Genomic DNA, 22,376 nt, shown 5'->3' with positions numbered 1-22,376 from the left:
TAACTTCACCATTGCATACTGCAGAAGGAGGAATGAGGATGGATCCAAGGCTGGAACCGCTATTTACACCATGGAAAATAGGAAAATGTGAGATCAGCAACCGTATTGTTTTAACCTCGATGGGGGGAACAAATCTGTTAGGCTGGATGGAAAAGAACCATTTTGATAAGGATGGCGCCCGCTTTATAATGGAGGTGGCAAAGAATCATGCCGGCCTGGTACTGCCCGGGTGTCAGCCGGTCTACAACCCGATGTTTGGCCAGTGGCTCTATAAAAACAGGAAGATGTATGAAGATCTGAAGGAATGGATGCCGGAGTTCCACAAGACAGGAGCAAAACTGTTTATCCAGCTGACAGCCGGGTTTGGGAGGTCCTTCACTATCAGTAAAATGATGGAGTCTCTTTATACAAACAAATTTTTAAGGGTTGTTTCAAAGCCCTTTATGGATCTTGATAAGATCACAGCTTCGGCCAGCCCGTCCCCCAACCGCTGGTCGGATAAGGTGCCTTCCAGGGAGATGACCGTGGAGGAGATCCATGAGTATGTGGAAGCATTTGCAAAATGTGCGAAACTGCTTCAGGAGGCAGGGGTGGACGGAGTTGAGATCCATGCTGTCCATGAAGGATATCTGCTGGACCAGTTTACTTTGAAATATGTCAACCGGCGTACAGATGAGTATGGAGGTTCTTTTGAGAACAGGTACCGTTTTCCTGTAGAAATCGTGCAGGCAATCAAGAAAGAGTGCGGAGCGGATTTCCCTGTTTCCTTAAGATACAGTGTGCGTTCCATGACAAAGGGCTTCAGGGAAGGGGGACTTCCGGGAGAAGACTTCAAAGAAGCGGGAAGAGATATGGAGGAGTCAGAGAAAGCTGCAAAGTATCTTCAGGAGGCAGGTTACGATATGCTCAATTGTGATAACGGCACATACGATGCATGGTACTGGGCGCATCCGCCGATCTATATGCCTGAGAATTGCAACCTGCAGGATGTGGAGCATATCAGGAAGTTTGTGGATATACCTGTTGTATGTGCAGGCCGGATGGAACCTCTTGCAGCAGCAGAATCAATCGCGGCAGGGAAAATTGACGGCGCCGGATTTGCCCGCAGGTTCCTGGCCGACCAGGAGTGGGTCACCAAGATGATGGAAGGGCGTGATGAGGATATCCGTCCCTGTATATTGTGCCACAATGGCTGTTTTAACATGTGCCATTATAAGGGAGTGCCGAATGACCAGGAGCTTTCAGACAGCCTGCATCTGTCGCGCTGTGCCGTAAATGCGGAGACTCTGCAGTGGAAGAAGCACTACATTAAAAAGACGTCATCGCCCAGGAAAGTCCATATTATCGGAGGCGGTATCGGGGGCATGGAAGCCGCAAGAGTTCTCAAACTAAGAGGCCATGAGCCTGTGATATATGAAAAGAGTGATGTACTGGGCGGCACGTTTATACCGGCAAGTGCAGAATCCTATAAAGATAAACTCAGGGAACTGCTTGCCTGGTACAGAAGCCAGATGAAAGCGCTGGATATAGAGATACATCTGAATGAAGAGGTCAGGGACACTGCCGGGTTTGAAGATGAGCCGGTCATAATCGCTACAGGCGCTGCCCCCAGAATATTAAAGAATGTGCCCGGCCATGAGAGGATGATAGAGGCATGTGAGTATTTAAACGGAGCTGAGGTTGGAGAAGTGGTTGCCGTGATCGGCGGCGGCCTGACCGGCAGTGAGATCGCATATGAACTGGCATTGGGCGGAAAGAAGCCGGTTATTGTAGAGATGAAGGATGACCTGGTCTCCCAGAAAGGAGTCTGTCTTGCCAATAGTTCTTATCTGCGTGAATGGTTTGCACTTCATCAGGTTCCTGTATATCTGGAGACTACCCTGAAAGAAGTGAAGGAAAATTCAATTATCTGCAGGGGGAAGGACGGAAAAGACATAGAGATAGCCTGTGATTCCGTGATCAGCTCAGCAGGATATATCCCGGCGCCGCTGCAGGGCCATGGCGATGAGGCTTATCTGGTAGGCGACTGCTATAAGGTGGGGAATCTCAGGTCAGTAATATGGAGAGCATATGAGACAGCTATGAAAATATGATGGGAGGCGGGATAATATGATGGCATATAAAATGAAGCTGACAGCTTCCCAGGAAGCGGTCTTAAATGGCAGCAAAGGGGATGTTATGGCAAGGGTGATGGAGACGATGATCCGCTACGGAGAATTGTTCGGAGCAGAGTCAATGGTGCCGGTCACAGGCAAGTACAATCATCTTGTCACTTCCTTTGGACTAAAGGCTCTGGGGCCGGTCTATGACCTGATGGAGAAATTAATAGACGCCGGGTGTACGTCTGTACAGAAATTTACTGCGGACCCAAGGCCCCTTGATAAGAATGTGCCAAGTTCCTTTATACAGAAGATCGTGTTTGATCATTTTATGTACAGTAAGCAGGAATACTATGAAAGCCAGCTGGATAAGCTGGGGCTGCTGGAAAAAGACGCTTTTACATGTACCTGTTATATGGATGAGGTTGGAAATACTCCCGGCCCCGGGGATGTGCTTTCCTGGTCAGAATCATCCGCTGTAGTATATGCAAACTCTGTGCTTGGGGCCAGGTGCAACAGGAATTCAGGGATCATTGATCTGATGGGCTCAATTGTGGGCTGTGTGCCGTACTTCGGCCTGCTGACTGATGAGGGACGAAAAGCCACCTGGCTCGTTGAGATAAAGACGACAAAGAAGCCGGAAGCGCAGCTTCTGGGATCTGCCATCGGAATGAAGGTAATGGAAGATGTGCCGTATATTACAGGGCTGGATAAATGGCTGGGGACACTGGATGAGGATGCCAGGACTTATCTGAAAGATTTTGGGGCAGCTACTGCTTCCAACGGTGCAGTGGGACTATACCATGTGGAAGGGATCACGCCGGAGGCAGCAGAACAGAAAAGAGCGCTGCTGGCAGAAAATCCGAAAGTCTATGTCATCGATGATGCGGAGCTGAAGCGTGTTTATGACAGTTATCCGGTCATCTGGAAAAACAAGGATGCCAGGCCAAAGTTATGCTTTATGGGATGTCCCCATATGAGCATGAACCAGCTCATCAGCTGGACAGAAAAAGTGGAAAAGGGATTAAAAGAGTCAGGAAATGAAAAGGTGGTCATCCCTACTGTATTTACGGCAGCACCTGCTGTGCTGAAAAAATTTAAGGAGACATCTTATGCCATGCGTCTTGAAAAGACGGGGGTGATAGTTTCTTATATCTGTCCCCTTATGTATATGAATAATCCTTTAAGCGCCAGTATGCCGGTCATTACATCCAGCAATAAGCTTCGTACATACACAAGTGCGAGATATTATACGGATGATGAGATCCTGGAACAGATCACGAGGGGAGGGAAGATATAATGAAAAGTTTTAAAGGAAGAGCTGTCACTCCGGGAAATATAACCGCGGAGGCCCTTGTATCACATGGAGGCTTAAATACACTGGCTTCCTTTCAGAAAGCGCTGCAGTTTGGTGATAAAAAGGCAACCTGCGGGGATCAGAATAACGAAGATCTGTATGGAAAGCAGATGGCTGGAAAAGCTCTCTGCCTTCCTCGCACAATAGGTTCCACAACAGGCGGGTTAGTGCTGTATTGTGCCTGTTCCATGAAACGCCAGCCGGCATGTATGCTGTTTTCTGAACCTGTAGACTCCCTTGCCGGGGCCGGGGCCATTCTGGCAGACGTGTGGCTTGATGATGTGACCATGCCTGTGGTGGACTCTCTGGGTGAAGAGTTCCTGGAATATGTAAAAGACGGTATGTCTGTCACGGTTAAAGAAAATGGCGTTGTGGAGGTGGAAGGCAGCCGGGATATCCCCTCCAGATAAAAAGAGGGTGCACCGGCTTAAAATCATGGGAACATGTGACTGAGAACCTCACTCATGCGTATCAGCCCTTCAGCGATCTTATCGTCCTGCATATTGGAAAAATTGATCCTGAGGGTGTTGAGCTTTTGCTTATTTGGAAAAAATGAATTGCCTGGAACAAACGCTACATTGTGCTCCAGGCATTTTTCCAGGAGTTTTGCGGCATTGATTTTTTCATTAAGTTCCAGCCACAGGAAAAGTCCGCCTTCAGGCACGGTATACTTTATGTCGGAAGGAAAATATCTCCTGATAGTGCTTATGGCTATATCCCGCCGCCTGCGGTATACTTCCCGGATACTTAAGATATGTGCGTCAATATCATAATTTTCCAGATAAGCTGAGATGATCATCTGCGCCATTGTGTTGCACTGCAGGTCCGCCCCCTGTTTCACCAGCACATACTTGCGGATGACATCTGTTTCGGCGGCGGCCCAGCCGATCCTGTAGCCAGGGCAGAAGATCTTAGAAAAGGTCCCTGTATAAACTACATTTCCTGAGCGGTCAAAGGATTTCACAGATGGCAGGGGCTCTCCCTCATATCTGAGCTCTCCGTAGGGATTATCTTCGATAACTGCCACATGATACTTAGCTGAGAGGTCAGCTAACTGTTGGCGCCGTTTGAGGCTCCATGTCCTTCCGGTGGGATTCTGGAAATTTGGTATGACATAGATGAGCTTTGATGTGGGATGGGTCTGTAAAGCCCTCTCCAGGTCTGACATGATCATTCCTTCTGTGTCTGTCTCTATTTCAACAAACTCGCAGCCATATGCCCTGAATGCGCTGATGGCGGCTAAATAAGTAGGACTCTCACATAATACTACATCCCCCTCATCTAAAAATACTTTTCCTGAGAGATCCAGAGCCTGCTGGGAACCATGGGTGATCAGGATATTTTCGTCACAAAATGAAGTGCCAAGCTGTGCGTTCATCCTGTCTGCGATCCATTTCCTCAGGGGCGTGAAGCCCTCTGTTGATGAATACTGCAGGGCCTGCTCTCCATTGTGGGTCAGGACATGACTGCTGGCCCATTTGATCTCCTCCATAGGAAATAATTCCGGGGCGGGCAGTCCTCCTGCAAACGAGATTACTTCCGGCTTCTCAGTCAGCTTTAATAATTCTCTGATCTCTGATGCTTTTATCTGTGAAATTCTTTTCGCATATTTATATTCCATGATAATTCTCCTTAATGATTCGTCTTAATAATTATTCTGAATAATTACTCTTATAAGATCGGATTGATCTCGCTGTCCGGGCAGAGTGTGTATTCAGGGCGGGCCGATGCCAGTTCTTCAATAACCTCACACAGAATCCTGATTCCTTCTGCAATCCTGTCCCTTGGGGGAAAGGTATAGTTTAGCCTGATATAGCATTCTCCCTTGTAGGGAGTCAGATAGGACGGAGTTCCGGGAAGAATGGCAACGCCTCTTTCTGCCGCCCGTGTGACAAGGATATCTGAAGACAGGCCTTCAGGAAGCCTGCACCACAGATAGTATCCGCCCTCCGGTCTGTTCCAGGTCAGGCCGGCAGGAGCATATCTGCTGAGGGCATCTGTCATAATATCCCGCCGCTCCCTGTACTCTCTGCGTATGAGGGTCAGATACTTTTTTAGCTCACCGCTTACGATAAAACGTTCTGCAATCTGCTGGGAAATACAGCCGGAGTGCAGGTCCATAAGCTGGCGGATGCCTGAAAGGCGGCTGATCAGTTTCTTATCTGCACAGATCCACCCCAGACGCAGTCCAGGATAGATCGTTTTGGAAAAGGTGCTCAGATATACTACATACCCGCTCTTGTCCATAGACTTTAAGGGGGTGACTGGCGGCCCTTCATAGTTTAATTCGCTGTAGGGGTCGTCCTCCAGCACAGGTATCCCATATCTGCCGGCAAGCTCCAGAAGGCGGACCCGCTTTGGGATACTCATTGTGACGCCGCAGGGGTTGTGGTAGGCAGGCATGGTATAGATCAGTTTGGGCCTGTACCGGGTCAGCAGCTGTTCCAGGATATCCACATCCATGCCGTCCTCCTCCATTGGCACAGCCATTAATTTTGCACCCATGGAGCGGAAGCTGCGTATGGCGGGAAAGAAAGAAGGCTCTTCAATCAGTACAATGTCCCCCGGATTGACAAATGCGCGTGCAATGAGATCGATACCCTGCTGTGCTCCTGAGGTTATCATTATTTCTGATGGCTGGCAGAAGCAGGAGCGTTTCTGCATGTAGGAGCTCATAACTCTGCGCAGGGAAGAAAAGCCTGCCACAGGAGAGACAAGCAGTCCATTCCCGCTGCCCAGTAATTCTTTCTCTATCCCGGCAAATGCCTGTACGGGAGGCAGCTCAAAGGATGCTATTCCGGCGGCGAAGGAGATCACATCCCTTTGATTTGCTACCTCCAGGTATTTATTAATATCAAAGCTGTCCTGATTTTTCATGTGATCGCTGAACAGATGCTCCCACATGGGATCTTTGCGGTGACTGAGGATGACAGGCTCTGCATTTTGGTTTCTGACGGCTACTGTGCCGCTCCCCACATGAGACGCGATCAGCCCGTCTGCCTTTAATTCCTTATATGCATTTAGGACAGTCGTGCGGTTTACACCGAGGGCATCAGCTAACTGCCGTTCTGACGGAAACTGGAAGCCTTCAGGAATCTCACCGGATGTGATCTGAGCCTGTATCTGCCCTGCGATCTGTTTATACAGAGGAGTTTTATCAGATCTGTCTATTTGAATTTTCATATATGCCTCCAATTGGTTGAATCCAATATGATTATAAATGGAAAATATGCCTTGTTCAACATCCAATCTGGAATATTTTTAGACATCCAATTCTAAAAGCAATATACCGGAAATCATGCGTACTGGACAATGAAAAAATGTAACAAAAAATAATACAGTTACCATTGACAATAAAAACTGTAACTGATATAATTACAATAACCTGATAACTATTTCCAAAGATAAGGTGGTGTTGGTTATGCGCCGGAGATTATTGTATATACTATCAATTATCGCAGTTATTGTCATTATTTTTGTGATTCCGGGGGTCTATGGCAGAGGTGGGACAGATTCAGTTTCTGCGGCAGAAAAGGAAAGTGAGGTATCTTCTATGAAAGAAAAAAAGCAGCCGGACAATTTGAAAGAGATATATTTTGCAGGAGGATGTTTCTGGGGAGTGGAAGAGTATTTCTCCCGGATACCCGGTGTATATGACGTGATTTCCGGATATGCAAACGGCAATAAAGAAAATCCTACTTACGAAGAAGTGTGTTCTGACAAAACGGGTTTTGCCGAGACAGTACAGGTTAAATACGATCCGGGCATCATTTCGCTTCGCACATTGACGGAGCAGTATTTTGAGATCATAGATCCTGTCAGTGTGGACAGACAGGGAAATGACAGAGGAAGCCAGTACCGGACAGGGATTTATTATACAGAAGAAAAGGACAGGGCGTCCATACAGGTGGTTATGAATGAAGTCCGGAAAGAATATACAGAACCGCTGGCTGTGGAACTGGAGATGCTTCAAAACTTTTATCCAGCGGAAGATTACCATCAGGATTACCTGCAGAACAATCCGGGAGGATACTGCCATATAGATTTCAGCAGTCTGGACAAACTGGAGATCCGGCAGAACGGAACTGTGGGAAGGAAGCTTGACGAGGAAGATATCAGGGCAAGACTCACAGACGAGCAGTTTAATGTCACTCAAAATTCTTTCACAGAACATCCATTCAGCGGTGAGTACTGGGATAACGACGAGCCGGGAATATATGTAGATGTAGTCACCGGGGAGCCATTGTTTTCTTCAGCTGATAAATTTGACTCAGGATGCGGCTGGCCAAGCTTTACAAAACCAGTTGACCAGGATGCGGTTATAGAAGAAGAGGATACAAGCCTGGGAATGAACCGCACTGAGGTGAGGAGCCATGACGGAGATTCTCATCTGGGACATGTGTTTGACGATGGGCCGGAAGAAGCGGGCGGCTTAAGATACTGTATCAATAGTGCATCCCTCCGCTTTATTCCACTGGACAAAATGGAAGAAGAAGGGTACGGGGATTATATATCTGCAGTCAGCCAGGCACAGTAATGGATCATAGATATATTTAAGAAGGGCACCCTTCGGGGTATGCGCAGCTGCGCACGCGGAACAACAGCTGCGCTATCCAAGTTATAGGCTCGCGGGAGGGGGGGCAGAGCGCACTTTTGTTCTTTCACAGTATTACTCTTGCAGCGGATTTTCCGTCTGGTCAGGCGTTTCCTTTTTCCGGTACCCGGAAGGGGAGATGCCTGTTATTTTTTTAAATACTTTGCTGAAATAATATACGTCATTAAACCCCAGTGTATCTGAGATCTCCTGAAGGGGCAGGGAAGAGAAACGGCGGAGAAGTTCACATGCCCGCTCGATCTTCAGCCTGTTGAAATAATCGATAGGTGAAATGTTTTTATACTTTTTGAAGATGCGGCAGAGATATACCTTTGATACGTTCATCTCATTGGCAAGCAGCTGGAGCGTGATAGTCCGGGACAGATTTTTCTGGCAGTATTCTTCAATCCTGCGGACAAATTCTTCACCGCCCGGAGCGCTCTCTTCACTGCCCCGGGGAGCAGATGCCAGTTCTGCCAGAAGCTGTGAGAAGTTACCGGCCAGTTCTTCAGGGGTGGAGGAAAAGCACATGATATTTTCTATAAAGAAACGGCTGTCCAGATCAGCAGTCTTTTTAACTGAAAAGCTCTGCCTCAGGGAATTCAGGATGAATATAAGGTCGGACTGGCAGGAATTCACGGTTCTGCGGGCCTCCTGCCAGCGCTGGAAAAGGCGGAGCAGATTGGAGCGTATCAGCTCATAATCCTCCTGATGGATCAGCAGTGATAAAAGCTCGATCGTTCCGGTCAGATCCTCCGAAGGGGAGGAGGCGGAGAGTGTGCAGCTGCAGCCGCTTATGCCAAAGACGGCGTTTTTCACACAGCCCCTTCTGGCAGACTGGATGTCATAAGTCAGGGATTTGGCCCGGCTGCCTGTATAGTACAGTGTGACGGGACAGGAAAAATGATCTTCCAGTAGGGCAGTGATCTTTTTTAGTGCAGGCTCCGTCCTGGGGCCGGGTGAAGTATTGAGAAGGATCACCTTTTCATTGCTGAAGATGCCGTCAAAACAGAATACTGCAGTCTCAGGGAAATTTTCTGTAAAAAGCTTTTGTATTCTTGTACCCGGCAGATAGCCTGTTCCCGGATGCATAAAGGTTTCCAGATTGTTCAGGGGATTGGAGGCAATGAGATATACAAGCGTGAAATTATCATTTGAAGTGATCTGTTCCAGGCTGAATGACTCATCTCCGATCAGAAAAGAATAAATATTTTTGCGGCTGTATCTGTCCTCCAGTTTCTGACGGCAGTTCTGCAGGCATTCTTTCAGTTCACTTAATTCTACAGGCTTTAAAAGGTAATCCTCCACACCCAGCCTCATAGCCTGCTTTGCATATTCAAATTCCTGGTAACCGCTGATTATGACAGGCAGGGCGGAAACCTTCTGCTCTTTCATTTTCTGGATCAGAGTCAGGCCATCCATATCACTCATGCGTATATCTGTCATAACTATAGCAGGTTTTGCGGCCAGGATCTTTGGCAGGGCTTCAGTACCGTCTGTTGCTGTCCCCACGATCTCATAGTCTTCCTGCAGGTCCAGGATCTTCCTGTGAAGTGTCCGCAGGGCAAAAACCTCATCCTCTACAAGAAATATTTTAATCATTTCCATTCTCCCTTCTCACTGTCAGTTCTACAAAAGCGCCCTGCCCCCCGGGTGTACTGCCGAAAGCAAAACGGAACCTGTCCCCATAGAGGATACGGCACCTCATATAAATGTTGCTGATCGCCAGATTGCCGATCTTCCTGTTGATAATGTCTTTATGGTTTTTCAGGCCATCGTCACAGTTCTTCAGCTGTTCTTCTATTTTTGCCGTGCTCTCTTTTGTGAAGCCGGAGCCATTATCCGTCACCAGGATCTTCCACTCCTTATCAGAACCGGAGACAGACATTTTTACTACAAAATGTGGGTTTGAAGAACGCAGGCCGTGTTTTATGCAGTTTTCTACAAGGGGCTGGAGGGTAAACTTGGGTATTGCCTCCCCCAGCAGGTCCTCCTGGGCTGATATATGGATGTCCAGTCTGCCGTCATAGCGCTTCTGGATTAAAAATGCATAATTCTGCAGGTGTGAAACTTCATCCTGGATCGAGTACGTATCTTTTGTATAATCAGAAATATAGCGCAGCATCTTAGAAAAACGGATACAGAGTTCTGAGGCTTCCAGATCTCCGTTCATGTAAGTCACACCCTCTATCATGGATATGGTATTATAGATGGTATGAGGGTTCATTTGAGACTGCAGCGCCAGGTAATTGGCGCGCTCCTCATTCGTCTTGCTCTGGATGCTGATGTTGATGGCGTTTTTGAGATGGCCAAACATCTTTTGAAAGGACTGGTTGATGTCCTCGATCTCCTCGATGTTGTACTGCTGCGGCAGTTCAAGGGACAGATTATCCAGGGAGACTTCCTTCAGCGCCAGGTTCAGGTCATTGAGAGGAGCTACCATACGTCTTGTAAGGACACGGAACATGAGCAGGACAGTGGCGATCAGAAACAGAAAGATCAGGAGAGAAAACAGGATCATCTGCAGCCCGTAGGGCACCACTGCCAGAGTGGGACAGTGCAGTATGGCAGTCCACCCGGAATAGGAAGATGTGACATAGGAGATCTGTGCGCCGTTCTGCCGGAAGCTGCCGTCAGGCTGCTGCTGTCTGGAAACTGTCCCATAAATATTCTGGTAAAACTCCGGTGAATGGCTGCCGCCGTCAGACAATGACGGGTAGATCTGCGTACTGTCAGGGGCAAAGAGCATGATATCAGCAGATACATTGTCAAGTCTGCAGATGGAGAAGATCTCGCTGTATTCATTCTGGACCTCTATAATGCCGTAATCATTTTTTCCGTCAGTGATCTGGCGGGCTACAGAGTAGACAGGCGCGCCATGCTCAGAGAAATCATCCGGGTGGACGGGGATTATAACTTTTTCGCCGTCAGCAATCCGGACAAGCTCTGCCCAGGGGTATGCAGATATGGCATCTCTTATGTAGGACGGATTTTCATCAGATTTTGTGAGAGTGTAGTAGACATCCTCATTGAAAGCGATTATCCTGTAGGTGGACAGGTCAGGAACGTCCATTGTAAGGAAATAATTGAGTACCTGGCTGTCATAGACAGGGGTGCTGGATGCAGCCTGGGAATCAGACATGACGTCCATAAAAGATTTATTAAATATGAGGCCGTTAATGATGCGGTCCATACCCTCCAGGGAAGAATCCAGCTGTGACTGGATCTGGGAAACAAGCTGGCGGTGTACCTCCACATTCCGTGCGTACTGTTCCTTGTAGATAAATGTCAGGACAGCCGCAAAGAGAAGAGTGAGAAAAAGGAGAAATGAAGCAGAATAAGTAAAAAACAGCTGATTGAAGTATTTATGTTCTTTTTTCTTCATTTACCGCACCTCGCCGCTAAAACTTTTACGGTAATTTTAACATCGGCAAAATGAAAAAGCAAGCAGTCAGAAGGGGAGTTTACTATTTTACAAATTAGTGGTTTACGATATTACATTTTCCGTATCATCCATATGAGATATGGTTTTCATATACGGGAAATACAGGCCGGAAGAGTTACAGGGCGCTGCATGTTGCAGCAAAGCACAGTTACTATGGAACAGGGGAGGAGAAGTATGAGAAAGAAAAAGATATCAGAGCGGAGGTTAGTATATGCCATGCTGGCCGTCCTGATGCTGGCAGGATGCGGAGGCAAAGATACAGCCAGGGAGAGCGAAAAAGTCACGCTGTCCTTAATGATGCCTCAGTCACACTACAAAGAATTTTTTAAAGAAGAGATCGGCAGGTTTGAGGCAGAGTACTCCCAGTACCACATTGAAGTGCTCAGGATACCTGACAATCAGTGGATCGAGGTGACAAAAGCAAAAGCAGCCACAGGAGAGCTGACGGATCTGGTCAGGATAGATAAAGGGCTGATGGAGGATATAGGGACAGGAAAGTTTGTGGAGATGGGGGAAAAAGAGAGCTGGTACAAAAGAGTAAAGGAAGAGCAGCTTGAAAATAAGAAGATAGGCGGAAAATTATACGGGCTTCCCGTAGGATCTACAAGCAGCGTGGGCCTGATCTATAATAAGGATGTGTTTGAAAAGCTCAGGCTGGACGTACCGGGAAGCATGGAGGAGTTCAAGCAGGTGTGCAGGGTTTTAAAAGATGAAGGATATACCCCTCTGTATGCCTCGGATAAGGATTCATGGACATCCGCGGTGGCTTTCTCATCATCCGCGTCTCAGACCATGACGGATGAGGTGTATGAGAAATTTAAATCAGGGGAGGCCCTCTGGAACAATGAGGAATACAGGACCATACTGGAAGAATTTGCCGCTCTCAGGTCAGAGGAATATACGAACAGTGATTATATGAGAGCAACTTATGACAGCGCAGTTGACGCAGTGGCGGACGGCAAAGCCGTAATGTACATGTCAGGGCAGTTCTTTATCAATGATGTAAGGAAGATCAATCCTAAGATCGATCTGGCCATGGTCCCCAGCCCCTACTGCAGCGGGATACTCACAGTTAAAAACGGTGAGGGGATGTTTGCAGTTTCAGCCAAATCAGACCATATAGAAGAGGCGAAGGTATTTCTGGAATGGTTCTCCGCCCCGGAAAATATGAATGAGTTCAACGCAGGATGGAACCACATGCCTGTATTTAAGGATCAGGAGATGGAGATGGCGGACTGGCAGCAGAATCTGTATGATAACTATATCCTGCAGGGAAAGACGGAGCCTGAGATCAATGAGCGGTTCAGCGGGATCGACATGAGCGAATTCTGGAGTGACCAGCAGAAGATGTATATGGGGCAGATGAGTGCAGATGAGGTTTTGGAAAACTGGGACCAGTCTTATGCAAAACAGCTTTCAGCAGGGAGGTAACACAGCAGTTTACGATTTTACATGACGGTTATATATGATAGCACATTCTTTTTTGGGAGCCGGTGAAGTAGAATAAAGTCATCGAAAGGGAGAGAGCTCCCAATAAAAGGAGGAAATCGTTATGAAGAATTACAAGAAGGTATTGGCGGCAGGTATGGCTTTATCCATGGGATTTACAATGGGACTGCCGGCACAGGCAGCTGAGGGTGGAGACGAGCTGGAAGGAAAGCTTATCTACTGGTCCATGTGGAATGACACAGAGCCTCAGGGCGAGGTCTGGCAGGAGATCGTGGATGGCTTTATGGAGCTGCATCCGAATGTGGAGATTGAGGTACAGTGGTGCGGGCGTGACAATAAGAAGATCTTAAAGCCTGCCCTGGAAGGCGGAGAGACGATCGATGTATTTGAGTATCCGTTTGAGATCGACCTGAATGAATACATCATGGACCTTACACCGTATATTGACAAAGAATACCAGGCAACAGACGGAAAGAAATTCTCAGAGACACTTCTTCCAAGCCTTTTAGAGACTCCCAAGACAATGCTGGGCCAGACGGATATCCAGCCGGCAGTGGGATACAAGCCGTGGATGTCACTGTTCATGTATAATAAGACGATCTTTGAGGAGGCTGGAGTAACAGAAGAGCCAAAGACATGGGAAGAGTTAGACGCTGCCTGTGCCAAGATCAAAGATGCAGGCTATGTTCCCATCACCTTTGATGACGCTTACGCTTCATGGCTTCCCGGAATGTACCTGGCAAGAGAAAAAGGACAGGAATGGGTACAGGAGCTTGTAAAGGATACAACAGGGGAAATGTGGAAAGACGAAGCAGTTGTCAATATGGCAAAGGCATATGAAGATTTTGCAGCAAAGGGGTACTTCGATGCGAATGTAAACGGAAATAAATATCCGGCCGGACAGATGGATGTGGGAAATGGCAAAGTGGCAATGTATTATAACCTGACAGGGCTTACAACAGAAGTATCTTCCGTAACAGGACCGGACTTTGTCTGGGGCGGCTTCTCCTTCCCGGATGTGGCAGAGGGACAGGACAGATGTGGCAAGGAAGACCCGACAGGATGTACACTTCTTGCAATGAACAAAGATACAGCAAATCCTGATCTGGCAATGGAATTTATCGCTTATGCACTCAGCCCGGAAAATGACCAGAAGATGGTAGAGCATGCAGGAACAACACCGGCAACGATCGGAACAGAATGGCCGGCTAGCCTTGCAAATATGAAGAATGTATTTGAGACAAACGAAGCTGCGCTTAAGAGCGGCGCTGATATTACCTCAAATGCAGACCTGGCTCCTACAATCTCTGAAAACTTTATCAAGCTGGCAGCAGGACAGATCAGCGCAGATGAATTTGTCAGCAACATGGCGGCAGCAGCAAAGAAATAAACTTGCGGGAATAAATAGTTATCTGGAGTGGAAGAGGGATTAAAAAACCTCTTCCATCTTTATAAGCAAGTATGAAAGGATAGATGAAATGAAGAAGAAAAAATGGTTTCTCATCCGTTTCCTGGCGCCTGCCGTTCTGTGTATGATCGTGATCTTTCTGTACCCGGGCCTGCGGACACTGCTGATGAGTTTTTTTAAAGTTGGTTTTATCACAGACGATATGAGCAGCTGGGAGTTTGTGGGACTGGCGAATTATACGGAAATCTTATCCAGCCCGCTGTTTCAGCGCTCCCTGATTAATTTCCTGAAGATATGGCTGATCGGCGGCGTTGTCATCCTTGGGCTTGCCATGTTTTATTCTGTCATCCTGACTTCGGGGATCAAAGGAAAAAATTTCTGGCGGTCAGTGCTGTATCTGCCGCATATCATCAGTTCAGTAGCCTTAGTTTCCATGTGGCTTCAGTATGTCTTTAATAACCAGTACGGCATGCTGAAAGGTCTGTTTGAATTTCTGCACTGGGATTATATGGCCCAGTTCCAGTGGACGTCGCCGGAGCATCTGTTTCTGGCAATGATGATCGCCTATACATATGCGGGCGTGGGATTTTACATGCTGATACTCGTGGCGGGGATCGACGGGATCTCGGAGGATTATTATGAGGCAGCCAGGATAGAAGGCGCCGGCGCATGGAAGAAATTTACAAAAATCACTGTCCCGCTGCTGAAAGATATCATCAAGAGATGTATTGTGCTCTATTCGGCTGCAGCTGCCGGATTCTTTGTCTACTCAACTCTGTTCTCCTTTAATACGGAGAATTCCACAGTAACACCAATGGTATATATGTATGAGGTAGTATTCGGCAATTCAGCCGGATCAAGCACCACGGAGCTGAATGTGGGGGCTGGTGCAACTGCCGGGGTCATTATTATGATCATTGTGCTGGCAGTAAATACGATCCTCAATAAACTGATCCGTTCAGAAGATGCAGAGTAGGAGGGAAGCCGGATGAAAGTAAACTATAAAGAAAAAAAGTGTGTAAAAAAGCAGATCCGGAAACTGCCGAAGTATCTGCCGCTTGTAATATGGCTTGGATTTACAGTGGCGATGATAGGCTGGATATTCCTGGCGTCTCTGAGCAACACAAGTGAGATCTACAGCGGTGATATCCTGGGCAGCGGTCTGCACCTTGAAAATTATATAAATGTGATGAAGAAGCATAAAATGGCTGTCTATTTCATGAACAGCCTCCTGTACTGTGTGGTGGGCTGCACAGGCGTAGTCCTCATATCCGCCCCTGCGGCTTATGCCCTGTCCAGGATCAGGTTCAGGGGAAAGGAGATCATCAATAATATCTTTGTGATAGGCATGTCCATACCGTCTGTCATGCTGATCATGCCTCTTTTCAAAATGGCCACATCCATGAATCTGATCGGTTCCAGATGGACACTGATGATCCTTTACATCTGTGTCAATGTCCCCTTTGGGGTATTTTTCCTGTCCGGCTTTTTCCTGACGCTGCCCAAGGCTCTTGAGGAGGCGGCTGAGATTGACGGGTGCTCGCCTTCAAAAGCCTTCTGGAGGATCATGTTCCCTCTGGCACAGCCCGGGATCGTGACACTGACGATCTTTAACTTTATAACGATCTGGAATGAGTATTTCATGGCCCTGATCTTTGCAAATAAGACAGAGCTGAGGACAGTCTCCACAGGACTTCAGGCAATTGTACAGTCTATGAAGTATTCAGGGGACTGGGCAGGACTGTTTGCAGGTGTCATAATAGTATTCCTGCCAACCTTCCTCCTGTATATATTCCTGTCAAATAAGATCATCGCCGGTGTTACAGGCGGAGCCGTCAAGGGGTAGGAGGCATTATGGAAAAAACAGACTGGCTGCAGAGGATGACAGAGATCTTCGGACCGGATGATCCTGTGAAGATCACAGAATACTGCAGGAGAAACTGGCCGGAGTATGTGGAGCATGTCTTCAGAACGGCGGAGGATGCCTGCGGGAATAAGTTTTTATTTGACTATGAATGGGATATGGAGCGCACATGGGAACATGAGCATTTCCAGGGAGAAATAGACTGGAGCCGTATTCCTTCTGGGGACAGAGAATTTTTATGGCAGTTTAACAGGCACCGTTTTCTGATGTGTCTGGGGCAGGCCTGGCAGATGAGCGGTGATGAAAAATATGCCGTGCATTACGTAAGACTTTTGGGGGACTGGATAGACAGGGCAGAGCCGGGAGAAAACGCCGGGCTTGGTCCATGGAGGACTTTGGAGACTGGGATAAGGGCTGAGATATGGCTGAGATCCCTGCCTCTGGTCCTGGGATGCCGGGCGGCAGATGCCGGATTTCTTGAAAGGGTGTATGGCTCTCTTAAAAAGCACCAAAAAAGGCTGATGGAAAATTTCCAGCCCCACAAATATATAAGCAATTGGGGCGTTCTGGAGAGCTGCGGCCTTATGCTGCTGTCTCTGGCGCTGCCGGATTCAGAAAGCTGCCTGAAAGAGGCCGTCTGCAGGCTAAAAGATGCGGCATCTATCCAGGTGCTGGAGGACGGCATGCAGTGGGAGCAGTCTCCCATGTACCACAATGAAGTGTACCACTGCTTTCTGACGGCCCTGTATTATGGAGAAAGAGCTGGAATAGAGATGCCCGGACTTATCAGGGAGACAGTGAAAAAGATGGCGTATGTGGATCTGAAATGGAAGAGGCCGGACCACACACAGTTTGCCCAGGGGGACAGCGATGCCTCTGACCTGAGGGATCAGATCAGCGCGGGGGCTGTGATACTGGGTGACGGGACACTTAAATCAGGCGGATATGAATTGCTGGATTATGAAAATGCATGGCTCTTCGGATACAGGGGCTGTGAGGAATACAGTAAGCTAACGGCAAGAAGGCCGGATTTTCTGTCTGCCAGCCTGCCTTTTGGAGGGAATTATTATTTCAGGAGCGGCTGGGAGGGAAAAGCAAATCTCCTTCATTTCCGCTGCGGGGAGACAGGGGGAGGCCACGGGCATGCGGATAAGCTGCATGTTGACCTTGTGATATGCGGGGAGGACCTGCTGGTGGATTCAGGAAGGTATACATATGTGGACGGGCCGGAGCGCAGCCGCTTCAAGGAAGCTGCCGCCCACAATGTGATCCTGGCGGACGGCAGAGGGTTTGCAGAATGTGAGACTTCCTGGATCTATAAGAATCTCTGCACCTGTATCAAGCAGCAGTATTATGAGGGACGCCTGGGAGCATTTGTGGAGGGCAGCCATCTGGGGTACTGGGAGGATGGTATCCTTATTAACAGGAAGATCATCTGGATCAAACCTGATATTTATGTGATCGCAGATGATATCTTTGGCCGGGGACCTCACTCTTATGAGAGCTTCTGGCATTTTGGAGGTCAGGGCAGTGTAAAGCTGTCGGGAGATATGATCCATTTTATGGGAGATGAGATGGAAGCATATCTGCAGTCTGCCCAAAGTATATCCGGAGCGACAGAAGAGACAGAGCTTCAGGCTTCTGAAGAGTCATATTATTATAATGAGAAGCATGCGAACACAGTCTGCCGCATAAGGGCTAAGGCCGATGGTTTTTACAGGAGGATAACTGTGGTGAACGGCGGGAGGAAGGGAAGTACAGAGCCGGTCAGGGTAGAGAGCCTTCCACTGTATTCGGCGGTCCATGAATGCTGTCTTGATAAAAGTCTGGCGGAAGCCCTCCGCATTGAGGACGGGAAGCATGAATACGTCCTTTTCATCATCCACAGGGAGGTCCTCACACCCACGGATATCCTGCAGTGGGAAAACTGTCTGGGATATGGGAAGATTGTCCTGTTTGACAGGACAGAGGAAAAGAGTGAAGTGATCACAGGTGAAGCGCTTGCCTGGTAGGAGGTAACATGGAGCATCAGATTTGTTTTCAGGATGTAGAGACCGGATGGCATAATGCACTGCCTCTGGGGAATGGTAAGATGGGAGCTATGGTCTATTATGCGGACAGAAGTCTTCATATAGCCTTAAACCACTATGACTGCTACTACCATATCCTGCCCCAGTATGCAGAGTGTCAGGAGGGAGGGCAAAGCGCATCCTTTTCTGACCCGGCGCGCCGGATAAAGACATATGAAGAGATAAAAGCTGCCGCAGAGGAGGCTGCGGGCGGAGAGGACCCCAGCCGCACCCACTATCTGCGCACACTGAACCCCTCTGAAACTGCGAAGCGCCCGCTGTATAAGGGAGGCAGCTATCCTCAGGGAGGAGAGCTGACAGTAAGGTTTTCAGAGGAGGTAAATACCAGCTGTTCCTCACTTGTACTGCATATAGAACAGGCGGCAGTTGAATTTGCCGCGGGAGAGGGAGAAAACAGGGTAGGGGCCAGGATTTATGTCTCAGGAAATTACGATGGTGTGGTGATAGAGCTTTCTCAAAAAAAGCAGGGCTTGTGGAGACAGGCAGGCATCTGGAGACAGGAGGCCCGGGGGCAGGGAAAATTCTCCTATGAGGACAGCGCCGGACCGGAAATGCTCACTTTGCGCTGCCGGTTCAGGCCTGACGGGGAATCTGAAAAAACCAGGCCCTTTGTGCAGGAAACATCATTCTGTCTTCACGGCGCCGGACCGGGCGGAGAACTGTCAGTGTGCAAAAAAGAATTCTGCCTTACTGGCTCCATCAGGGCAGGGGAGGGCTGCGCAGAAGAGACGGCCCGAAAACTGTGGGAGAATGCAGAGGAAGACAGAAAAGCCCATAAAGAGACGTGGGATAAGTTCTGGAGAAGCACAGTTGACCTGCCTGACAAGTATCTGGAAACCCTCTGGCACCTTTATGTGTACCTGCTGGAATGCTGCAGCGGAAAAGGGAGCGTACACAGCGAGCAGGCCTGCGGCCTGAGCGGTCTGTGGGATATCAGAAGGCCATGCATGTGGGGGAGCATGTGGTACTGGGATGTGAATATCCAGACTGCATTTTATGGAGCCTTTGCATCAAACCACATGGAACATGTCCGGGTGTTCTGCGACGGTTTTTTAGCCTGCCGGGAAGATGTGAGGAAGTATGCCAAAGAAGTATACGGCCGGGAGGGCTGGGCGCTGGATTATCCCCATACGCTCTACAACTGTATACAGCCCTGGTGCGCCCTGTTTCTGTGGAATTACTATTCATATACAGGTGATGTGGATTTTCTGAGGGACAAGGCATATCCTGTGTTTCTGGAAATAGCGGAGTTCTACAGATGGATCAGCAGGAAGGACGGGGAAGGGATACGCCATATAGATCCGGATATCTGCCCGGAACAGGGACCGGTGGCCAGGGACTCTGTGATCACCTCGGCTGCCCTTAAGCAGATGATCGTGTATGCCTGCCGGGCCGGGGAGATCCTGGGGAGGCCGGAGGCGGAGCTGGAGGGCTTTAAACAGCTTTTAAGGGAGATGCCTGGATATGCAGTGACAGCTGACGGCAGCAGGTGGAAGGATTCCCCCCTTGTGCAGGATAATATTTTCCTGCGCCATCCATCAGTCCTGATGCCTGTATTTCCGGCTGAGGAAGTACATATGGAAAGCAGGGGGGAGCTGGTCCGGCTCGCAGACGGCACTATCCGCTATGCAGCTGAGAATACAGAGCCGGGTACCTTTGGGTTTGCATGGGTGGCAGCGGCAGCGGCAAGGATGGGCGCGGGGGAGAGCGCACTGCGCATTCTCTATGAGAAGGGACTTGACTATATCACACATTCCAATGGACTGGGATATGAGGAATCTGAGCGCTTCATCAATTACTGCCACCTGACGAAACCGGCAAACTATCTTCCCGCAATGTGTGAGGCGGGGGGAGGCGTGACAGCTGTCATTAATCTGATGCTCCTGCAGGAGACAGAGGGGATTCTGCATGTATTTCCAGCTGTGCCGGATGGAGAAGACATGTATGCCGTCCATAAGACCCAGTACTGCCACGATGACGGTCAGCTCTCAAAGAGGTACGGCCCGTGGAAGGACTGCGGCTTTGACTCTCTGCTGGCACCCGGCGGTTTTGTGGTATCGGCACAGATGAGGGGAGGACATGTAGTCTGGATCATGATAAGGGCACAGCGGGACAGTGTTCTGGGATTATGCCTGCCCGCAGGATTGTCCGGGCAGAATGCGCCCGGAATATACAGGAAAGATATGAGGGCCGGGGAAACGGTGTGCTTCGGACACCCCGCCCCGCCTGCTGATAACAGGCCGGATGTTTCAGGGGTGCTGATGCATAAGGCGGCACGGACCCACAGGAGGACCTTTATCGGTGAGGACAGAGATACTGCATTTTATAAAGCAGTGGACTCTATGGTATGCCCTTATGGGGCTGCCGACACGCTTCGGTATGCCATGACTCCCTATGTCTTTGATTTTACAGAGGAGCAGGAGAAGGATTACGGCCAGGTCTATGACTGGCAGCTGACAGAGGCAGGGAGGTCTGTACTGTTTGCAGGAGGCCCCAGATGTACCGGCCCGAAGCTCTATACAAGTGACAGGGGATATGGTTTTGCTGCGGCCGGAGGTATTACCGCAGCGGGGCGGAAGAAGCCTGACGCCCTGCGCAGGGATTTTGTCCAGGGAGAAGCTGCGGCTGAGTTCTGGGTGGAGCTTCCAGCAGGAAAATATGATTTGCTTGTCATTTCAGGTGATGAGGAGGAAGGATCCCTGACACATCTGGCAGTCCGTTCTTCAGGTGTATACGCAGAGGGAAGTGTACAGGAAAAAGGAAGGTACCAGTGCAGGCTTCTGCCCGTGGTGCATGGCCGGGACGGCATTTTAAAGCTGTCTTTGAGCACATGTCCGGGTATGAAATGGAAGCTGAATGCACTTTTTATAAATAAAGAATATTCGCTGCTTTAATAAGGCGGCAGCCGCGCAGCAAGGAGGCAGAGCATGAACAGAGAAATAATAAAAGAGGCTTTTGAGAGGGCAATGAGGATCGCAGAGCGCCACCTGGATGACTTTGAGGGAGGTTTTCCGGCGCCGGCCAGTGAGAATAACCGCTATCCCAGGATAGAAAATAATGACTGGACCGCAGGATTTTACACGGGCATCCTCTGGATGTGTTATGAATATTCTGGCAAAAAGGTGTTTTACAATGCAGCCATGGGGAGGCTGCAGAGCTTCCGCAGCAGGATTGAGAACCGGGTAGTGGTGGACCATCATGACATGGGATTTATATACAGTCTTTCCTGTGTGGCAGCCTATAAGCTGACAGGGGATGAATTTGCCAGGGAGACAGCTCTCATGGCGGCAGACAACCTGAAAGCCAGGTTCCGGGAGAAGGGCCAGTTTATCCAGGCCTGGGGAGAACTGGACACTACAGAGAATTACAGGCTGATCATTGACTGCCTGCTGAACCTGCCCATACTGTACTGGGCATCTGAGGTGACAGGTGACGGGTCCTACAGGGAATGTGCAAGGATACATCTGGCCACCACAAGGAAGGTGATCTACAGGCCGGACTATTCCACACATCACACTTATTATTTTAACATGGAAACAGGAGAGCCGGCATATGGAGCCACAAAGCAGGGGTATTCCAACGATTCCACATGGTCCAGGGGGCAGGCATGGGGTGTTTACGGCCTGATGCTCAACTATATGTATGAAAAGACAGAGGGGATACCGGAGGAATGGAAAAAGGTCACAGATTATTTTATAGCACATCTGCCGGAGGATAAAGCAGCCTACTGGGATTTCCACTTTATGGACGGGAACGAACCCCGTGACAGTTCAGCTTCGGCCATCGCTGTATGCGGCATATTTGAGGCTTACAGGCAGGGGGTATGCGGTGAAGAATATCTGAAGGAGGCGTATGCCATCCTGGAGAGCCTGGCAGAAAATTATGGGGCTCCTGAAAATGAAGAGGTAAACGGACTTCTCCTCCATTCTACATATGGAAGGCTGCTGGGGGACGGCATTGATGAGTGCTGTCTCTGGGGAGATTATTTCTATATGGAAGCATTGATGAGAGTTCTTAAGAAAGAATGGAGGCCTTACTGGTGATCCGGCAGGCCCGCGGGGGGTGTGAAG

At 48.9% G+C, this 22,376-nt stretch carries 15 protein-coding genes; 11 read left to right on the top strand and 4 right to left on the bottom strand.

Annotated features, from left to right (window positions below):
• Window positions 1-38 precede the first annotated feature (38 nt).
• Genes NSB28_RS11685 through NSB28_RS11675 form a run of 3 tightly spaced genes read left to right on the top strand, consistent with a single transcriptional unit; the run spans window position 39 to window position 3,866 of the window.
• A complete protein-coding gene (locus NSB28_RS11685; RefSeq protein ID WP_109627526.1) occupies window positions 39-2,093 on the top strand; it encodes an oxidoreductase in 2,055 nt (684 codons plus the stop codon).
• A gap of 16 nt (window positions 2,094-2,109) precedes the next feature.
• Entirely contained in the window at window positions 2,110-3,399 is a 1,290-nt protein-coding gene (locus NSB28_RS11680) for an aconitase X (RefSeq protein ID WP_330665369.1), read from the top strand.
• A complete protein-coding gene (locus NSB28_RS11675) occupies window positions 3,399-3,866 on the top strand; it encodes an aconitase X swivel domain-containing protein (RefSeq protein ID WP_109627523.1) in 468 nt (155 codons plus the stop codon). The genes NSB28_RS11680 and NSB28_RS11675 overlap by 1 nt, the downstream gene beginning before the upstream one ends.
• Before the next feature lie 23 nt (window positions 3,867-3,889).
• On the opposite strand, the gene NSB28_RS11670 is transcribed toward NSB28_RS11675, so the two are convergent.
• Together NSB28_RS11670 and pdxR are read right to left on the bottom strand one after the other, a co-directional pair.
• Window positions 3,890-5,077, bottom strand: a complete 1,188-nt coding sequence (locus tag NSB28_RS11670) for an aminotransferase-like domain-containing protein (RefSeq protein ID WP_109627520.1) — start codon at window positions 5,075-5,077, stop codon at window positions 3,890-3,892.
• A gap of 50 nt (window positions 5,078-5,127) precedes the next feature.
• Window positions 5,128-6,639 carry a MocR-like pyridoxine biosynthesis transcription factor PdxR gene (gene pdxR, locus NSB28_RS11665; protein WP_109627518.1) on the bottom strand — a complete coding sequence of 504 codons (1,512 nt, stop codon included), beginning with the start codon at window positions 6,637-6,639 and terminating at the stop codon, window positions 5,128-5,130.
• Window positions 6,640-7,009: 370 nt separating this feature from the next.
• On the opposite strand from pdxR, the gene msrB reads away from it, so the two are divergent.
• Window positions 7,010-7,993: a peptide-methionine (R)-S-oxide reductase MsrB gene (gene msrB / locus NSB28_RS11660; protein WP_257497748.1), complete on the top strand. Its 984-nt coding sequence runs from the start codon at window positions 7,010-7,012 to the stop codon at window positions 7,991-7,993.
• 132 nt (window positions 7,994-8,125) lie between these two features.
• Here the strand turns inward: msrB and NSB28_RS11655 are convergent, their stop codons facing one another.
• Together NSB28_RS11655 and NSB28_RS11650 are read right to left on the bottom strand one after the other, a co-directional pair.
• Window positions 8,126-9,652: a response regulator transcription factor gene (locus NSB28_RS11655; protein WP_257497730.1), complete on the bottom strand. Its 1,527-nt coding sequence runs from the start codon at window positions 9,650-9,652 to the stop codon at window positions 8,126-8,128.
• Entirely contained in the window at window positions 9,645-11,435 is a 1,791-nt protein-coding gene (locus NSB28_RS11650; protein WP_257497731.1) for a sensor histidine kinase, read from the bottom strand. The genes NSB28_RS11655 and NSB28_RS11650 overlap by 8 nt, the downstream gene beginning before the upstream one ends.
• 234 nt (window positions 11,436-11,669) lie before the next feature.
• Between NSB28_RS11650 and NSB28_RS11645 the strand changes: the two genes are divergently transcribed.
• The 7 genes from NSB28_RS11645 to NSB28_RS11615 all read left to right on the top strand — a co-directional run bounded on the left by NSB28_RS11645 (window position 11,670) and on the right by NSB28_RS11615 (window position 22,349).
• Complete coding sequence (locus NSB28_RS11645) at window positions 11,670-12,926, top strand: ABC transporter substrate-binding protein (RefSeq protein ID WP_257497732.1); 1,257 nt, start codon at window positions 11,670-11,672, stop codon at window positions 12,924-12,926.
• Between the two features lie 121 nt (window positions 12,927-13,047).
• Complete coding sequence (locus tag NSB28_RS11640; protein ID WP_109627503.1) at window positions 13,048-14,334, top strand: ABC transporter substrate-binding protein; 1,287 nt, start codon at window positions 13,048-13,050, stop codon at window positions 14,332-14,334.
• 88 nt (window positions 14,335-14,422) lie between these two features.
• On the top strand, window positions 14,423-15,328 hold the full coding sequence (locus NSB28_RS11635; protein WP_109627501.1) for a carbohydrate ABC transporter permease: 906 nt from the start codon (window positions 14,423-14,425) through the stop codon (window positions 15,326-15,328).
• Between the two features lie 12 nt (window positions 15,329-15,340).
• Window positions 15,341-16,198, top strand: a complete 858-nt coding sequence (locus NSB28_RS11630; protein WP_109627499.1) for a carbohydrate ABC transporter permease — start codon at window positions 15,341-15,343, stop codon at window positions 16,196-16,198.
• 8 nt (window positions 16,199-16,206) lie between these two features.
• Window positions 16,207-18,228, top strand: coding sequence for an alginate lyase family protein (locus tag NSB28_RS11625; protein ID WP_109627497.1), 2,022 nt, complete (start codon window positions 16,207-16,209; stop codon window positions 18,226-18,228).
• An 8-nt stretch (window positions 18,229-18,236) separates the two neighbouring features.
• Window positions 18,237-21,200, top strand: a complete 2,964-nt coding sequence (locus NSB28_RS11620) for a glycosyl hydrolase family 95 catalytic domain-containing protein (protein ID WP_109627494.1) — start codon at window positions 18,237-18,239, stop codon at window positions 21,198-21,200.
• A 33-nt stretch (window positions 21,201-21,233) separates the two neighbouring features.
• Window positions 21,234-22,349 carry a glycoside hydrolase family 88 protein gene (locus NSB28_RS11615; protein WP_109627492.1) on the top strand — a complete coding sequence of 372 codons (1,116 nt, stop codon included), beginning with the start codon at window positions 21,234-21,236 and terminating at the stop codon, window positions 22,347-22,349.
• Window positions 22,350-22,376 lie beyond the last annotated feature (27 nt).

The sequence above is a fragment of the Murimonas intestini genome, assembly GCF_024622195.1.
Lineage (GTDB): Bacteria > Bacillota > Clostridia > Lachnospirales > Lachnospiraceae > Murimonas > Murimonas intestini.
The sequence above is the reverse complement of the archived record's forward strand: the minus strand, read 5'-3'. Positions and strand labels throughout refer to the sequence as shown.

Coding starts and splice junctions, on each gene's coding strand:
- NSB28_RS11685 (WP_109627526.1), top strand. CDS start 39: ATGGATCCAAGGCTGGAACCGCTATTTACACCATGGAAAATAGGAAAA.
- NSB28_RS11680 (WP_330665369.1), top strand. CDS start 2,110: ATGATGGCATATAAAATGAAGCTGACAGCTTCCCAGGAAGCGGTCTTA.
- NSB28_RS11675 (WP_109627523.1), top strand. CDS start 3,399: ATGAAAAGTTTTAAAGGAAGAGCTGTCACTCCGGGAAATATAACCGCG.
- NSB28_RS11670 (WP_109627520.1), bottom strand. CDS start 5,077: ATGGAATATAAATATGCGAAAAGAATTTCACAGATAAAAGCATCAGAG.
- pdxR (WP_109627518.1), bottom strand. CDS start 6,639: ATGAAAATTCAAATAGACAGATCTGATAAAACTCCTCTGTATAAACAG.
- msrB (WP_257497748.1), top strand. CDS start 7,010: ATGAAAGAAAAAAAGCAGCCGGACAATTTGAAAGAGATATATTTTGCA.
- NSB28_RS11655 (WP_257497730.1), bottom strand. CDS start 9,652: ATGATTAAAATATTTCTTGTAGAGGATGAGGTTTTTGCCCTGCGGACA.
- NSB28_RS11650 (WP_257497731.1), bottom strand. CDS start 11,435: ATGAAGAAAAAAGAACATAAATACTTCAATCAGCTGTTTTTTACTTAT.
- NSB28_RS11645 (WP_257497732.1), top strand. CDS start 11,670: ATGAGAAAGAAAAAGATATCAGAGCGGAGGTTAGTATATGCCATGCTG.
- NSB28_RS11640 (WP_109627503.1), top strand. CDS start 13,048: ATGAAGAATTACAAGAAGGTATTGGCGGCAGGTATGGCTTTATCCATG.
- NSB28_RS11635 (WP_109627501.1), top strand. CDS start 14,423: ATGAAGAAGAAAAAATGGTTTCTCATCCGTTTCCTGGCGCCTGCCGTT.
- NSB28_RS11630 (WP_109627499.1), top strand. CDS start 15,341: ATGAAAGTAAACTATAAAGAAAAAAAGTGTGTAAAAAAGCAGATCCGG.
- NSB28_RS11625 (WP_109627497.1), top strand. CDS start 16,207: ATGGAAAAAACAGACTGGCTGCAGAGGATGACAGAGATCTTCGGACCG.
- NSB28_RS11620 (WP_109627494.1), top strand. CDS start 18,237: ATGGAGCATCAGATTTGTTTTCAGGATGTAGAGACCGGATGGCATAAT.
- NSB28_RS11615 (WP_109627492.1), top strand. CDS start 21,234: ATGAACAGAGAAATAATAAAAGAGGCTTTTGAGAGGGCAATGAGGATC.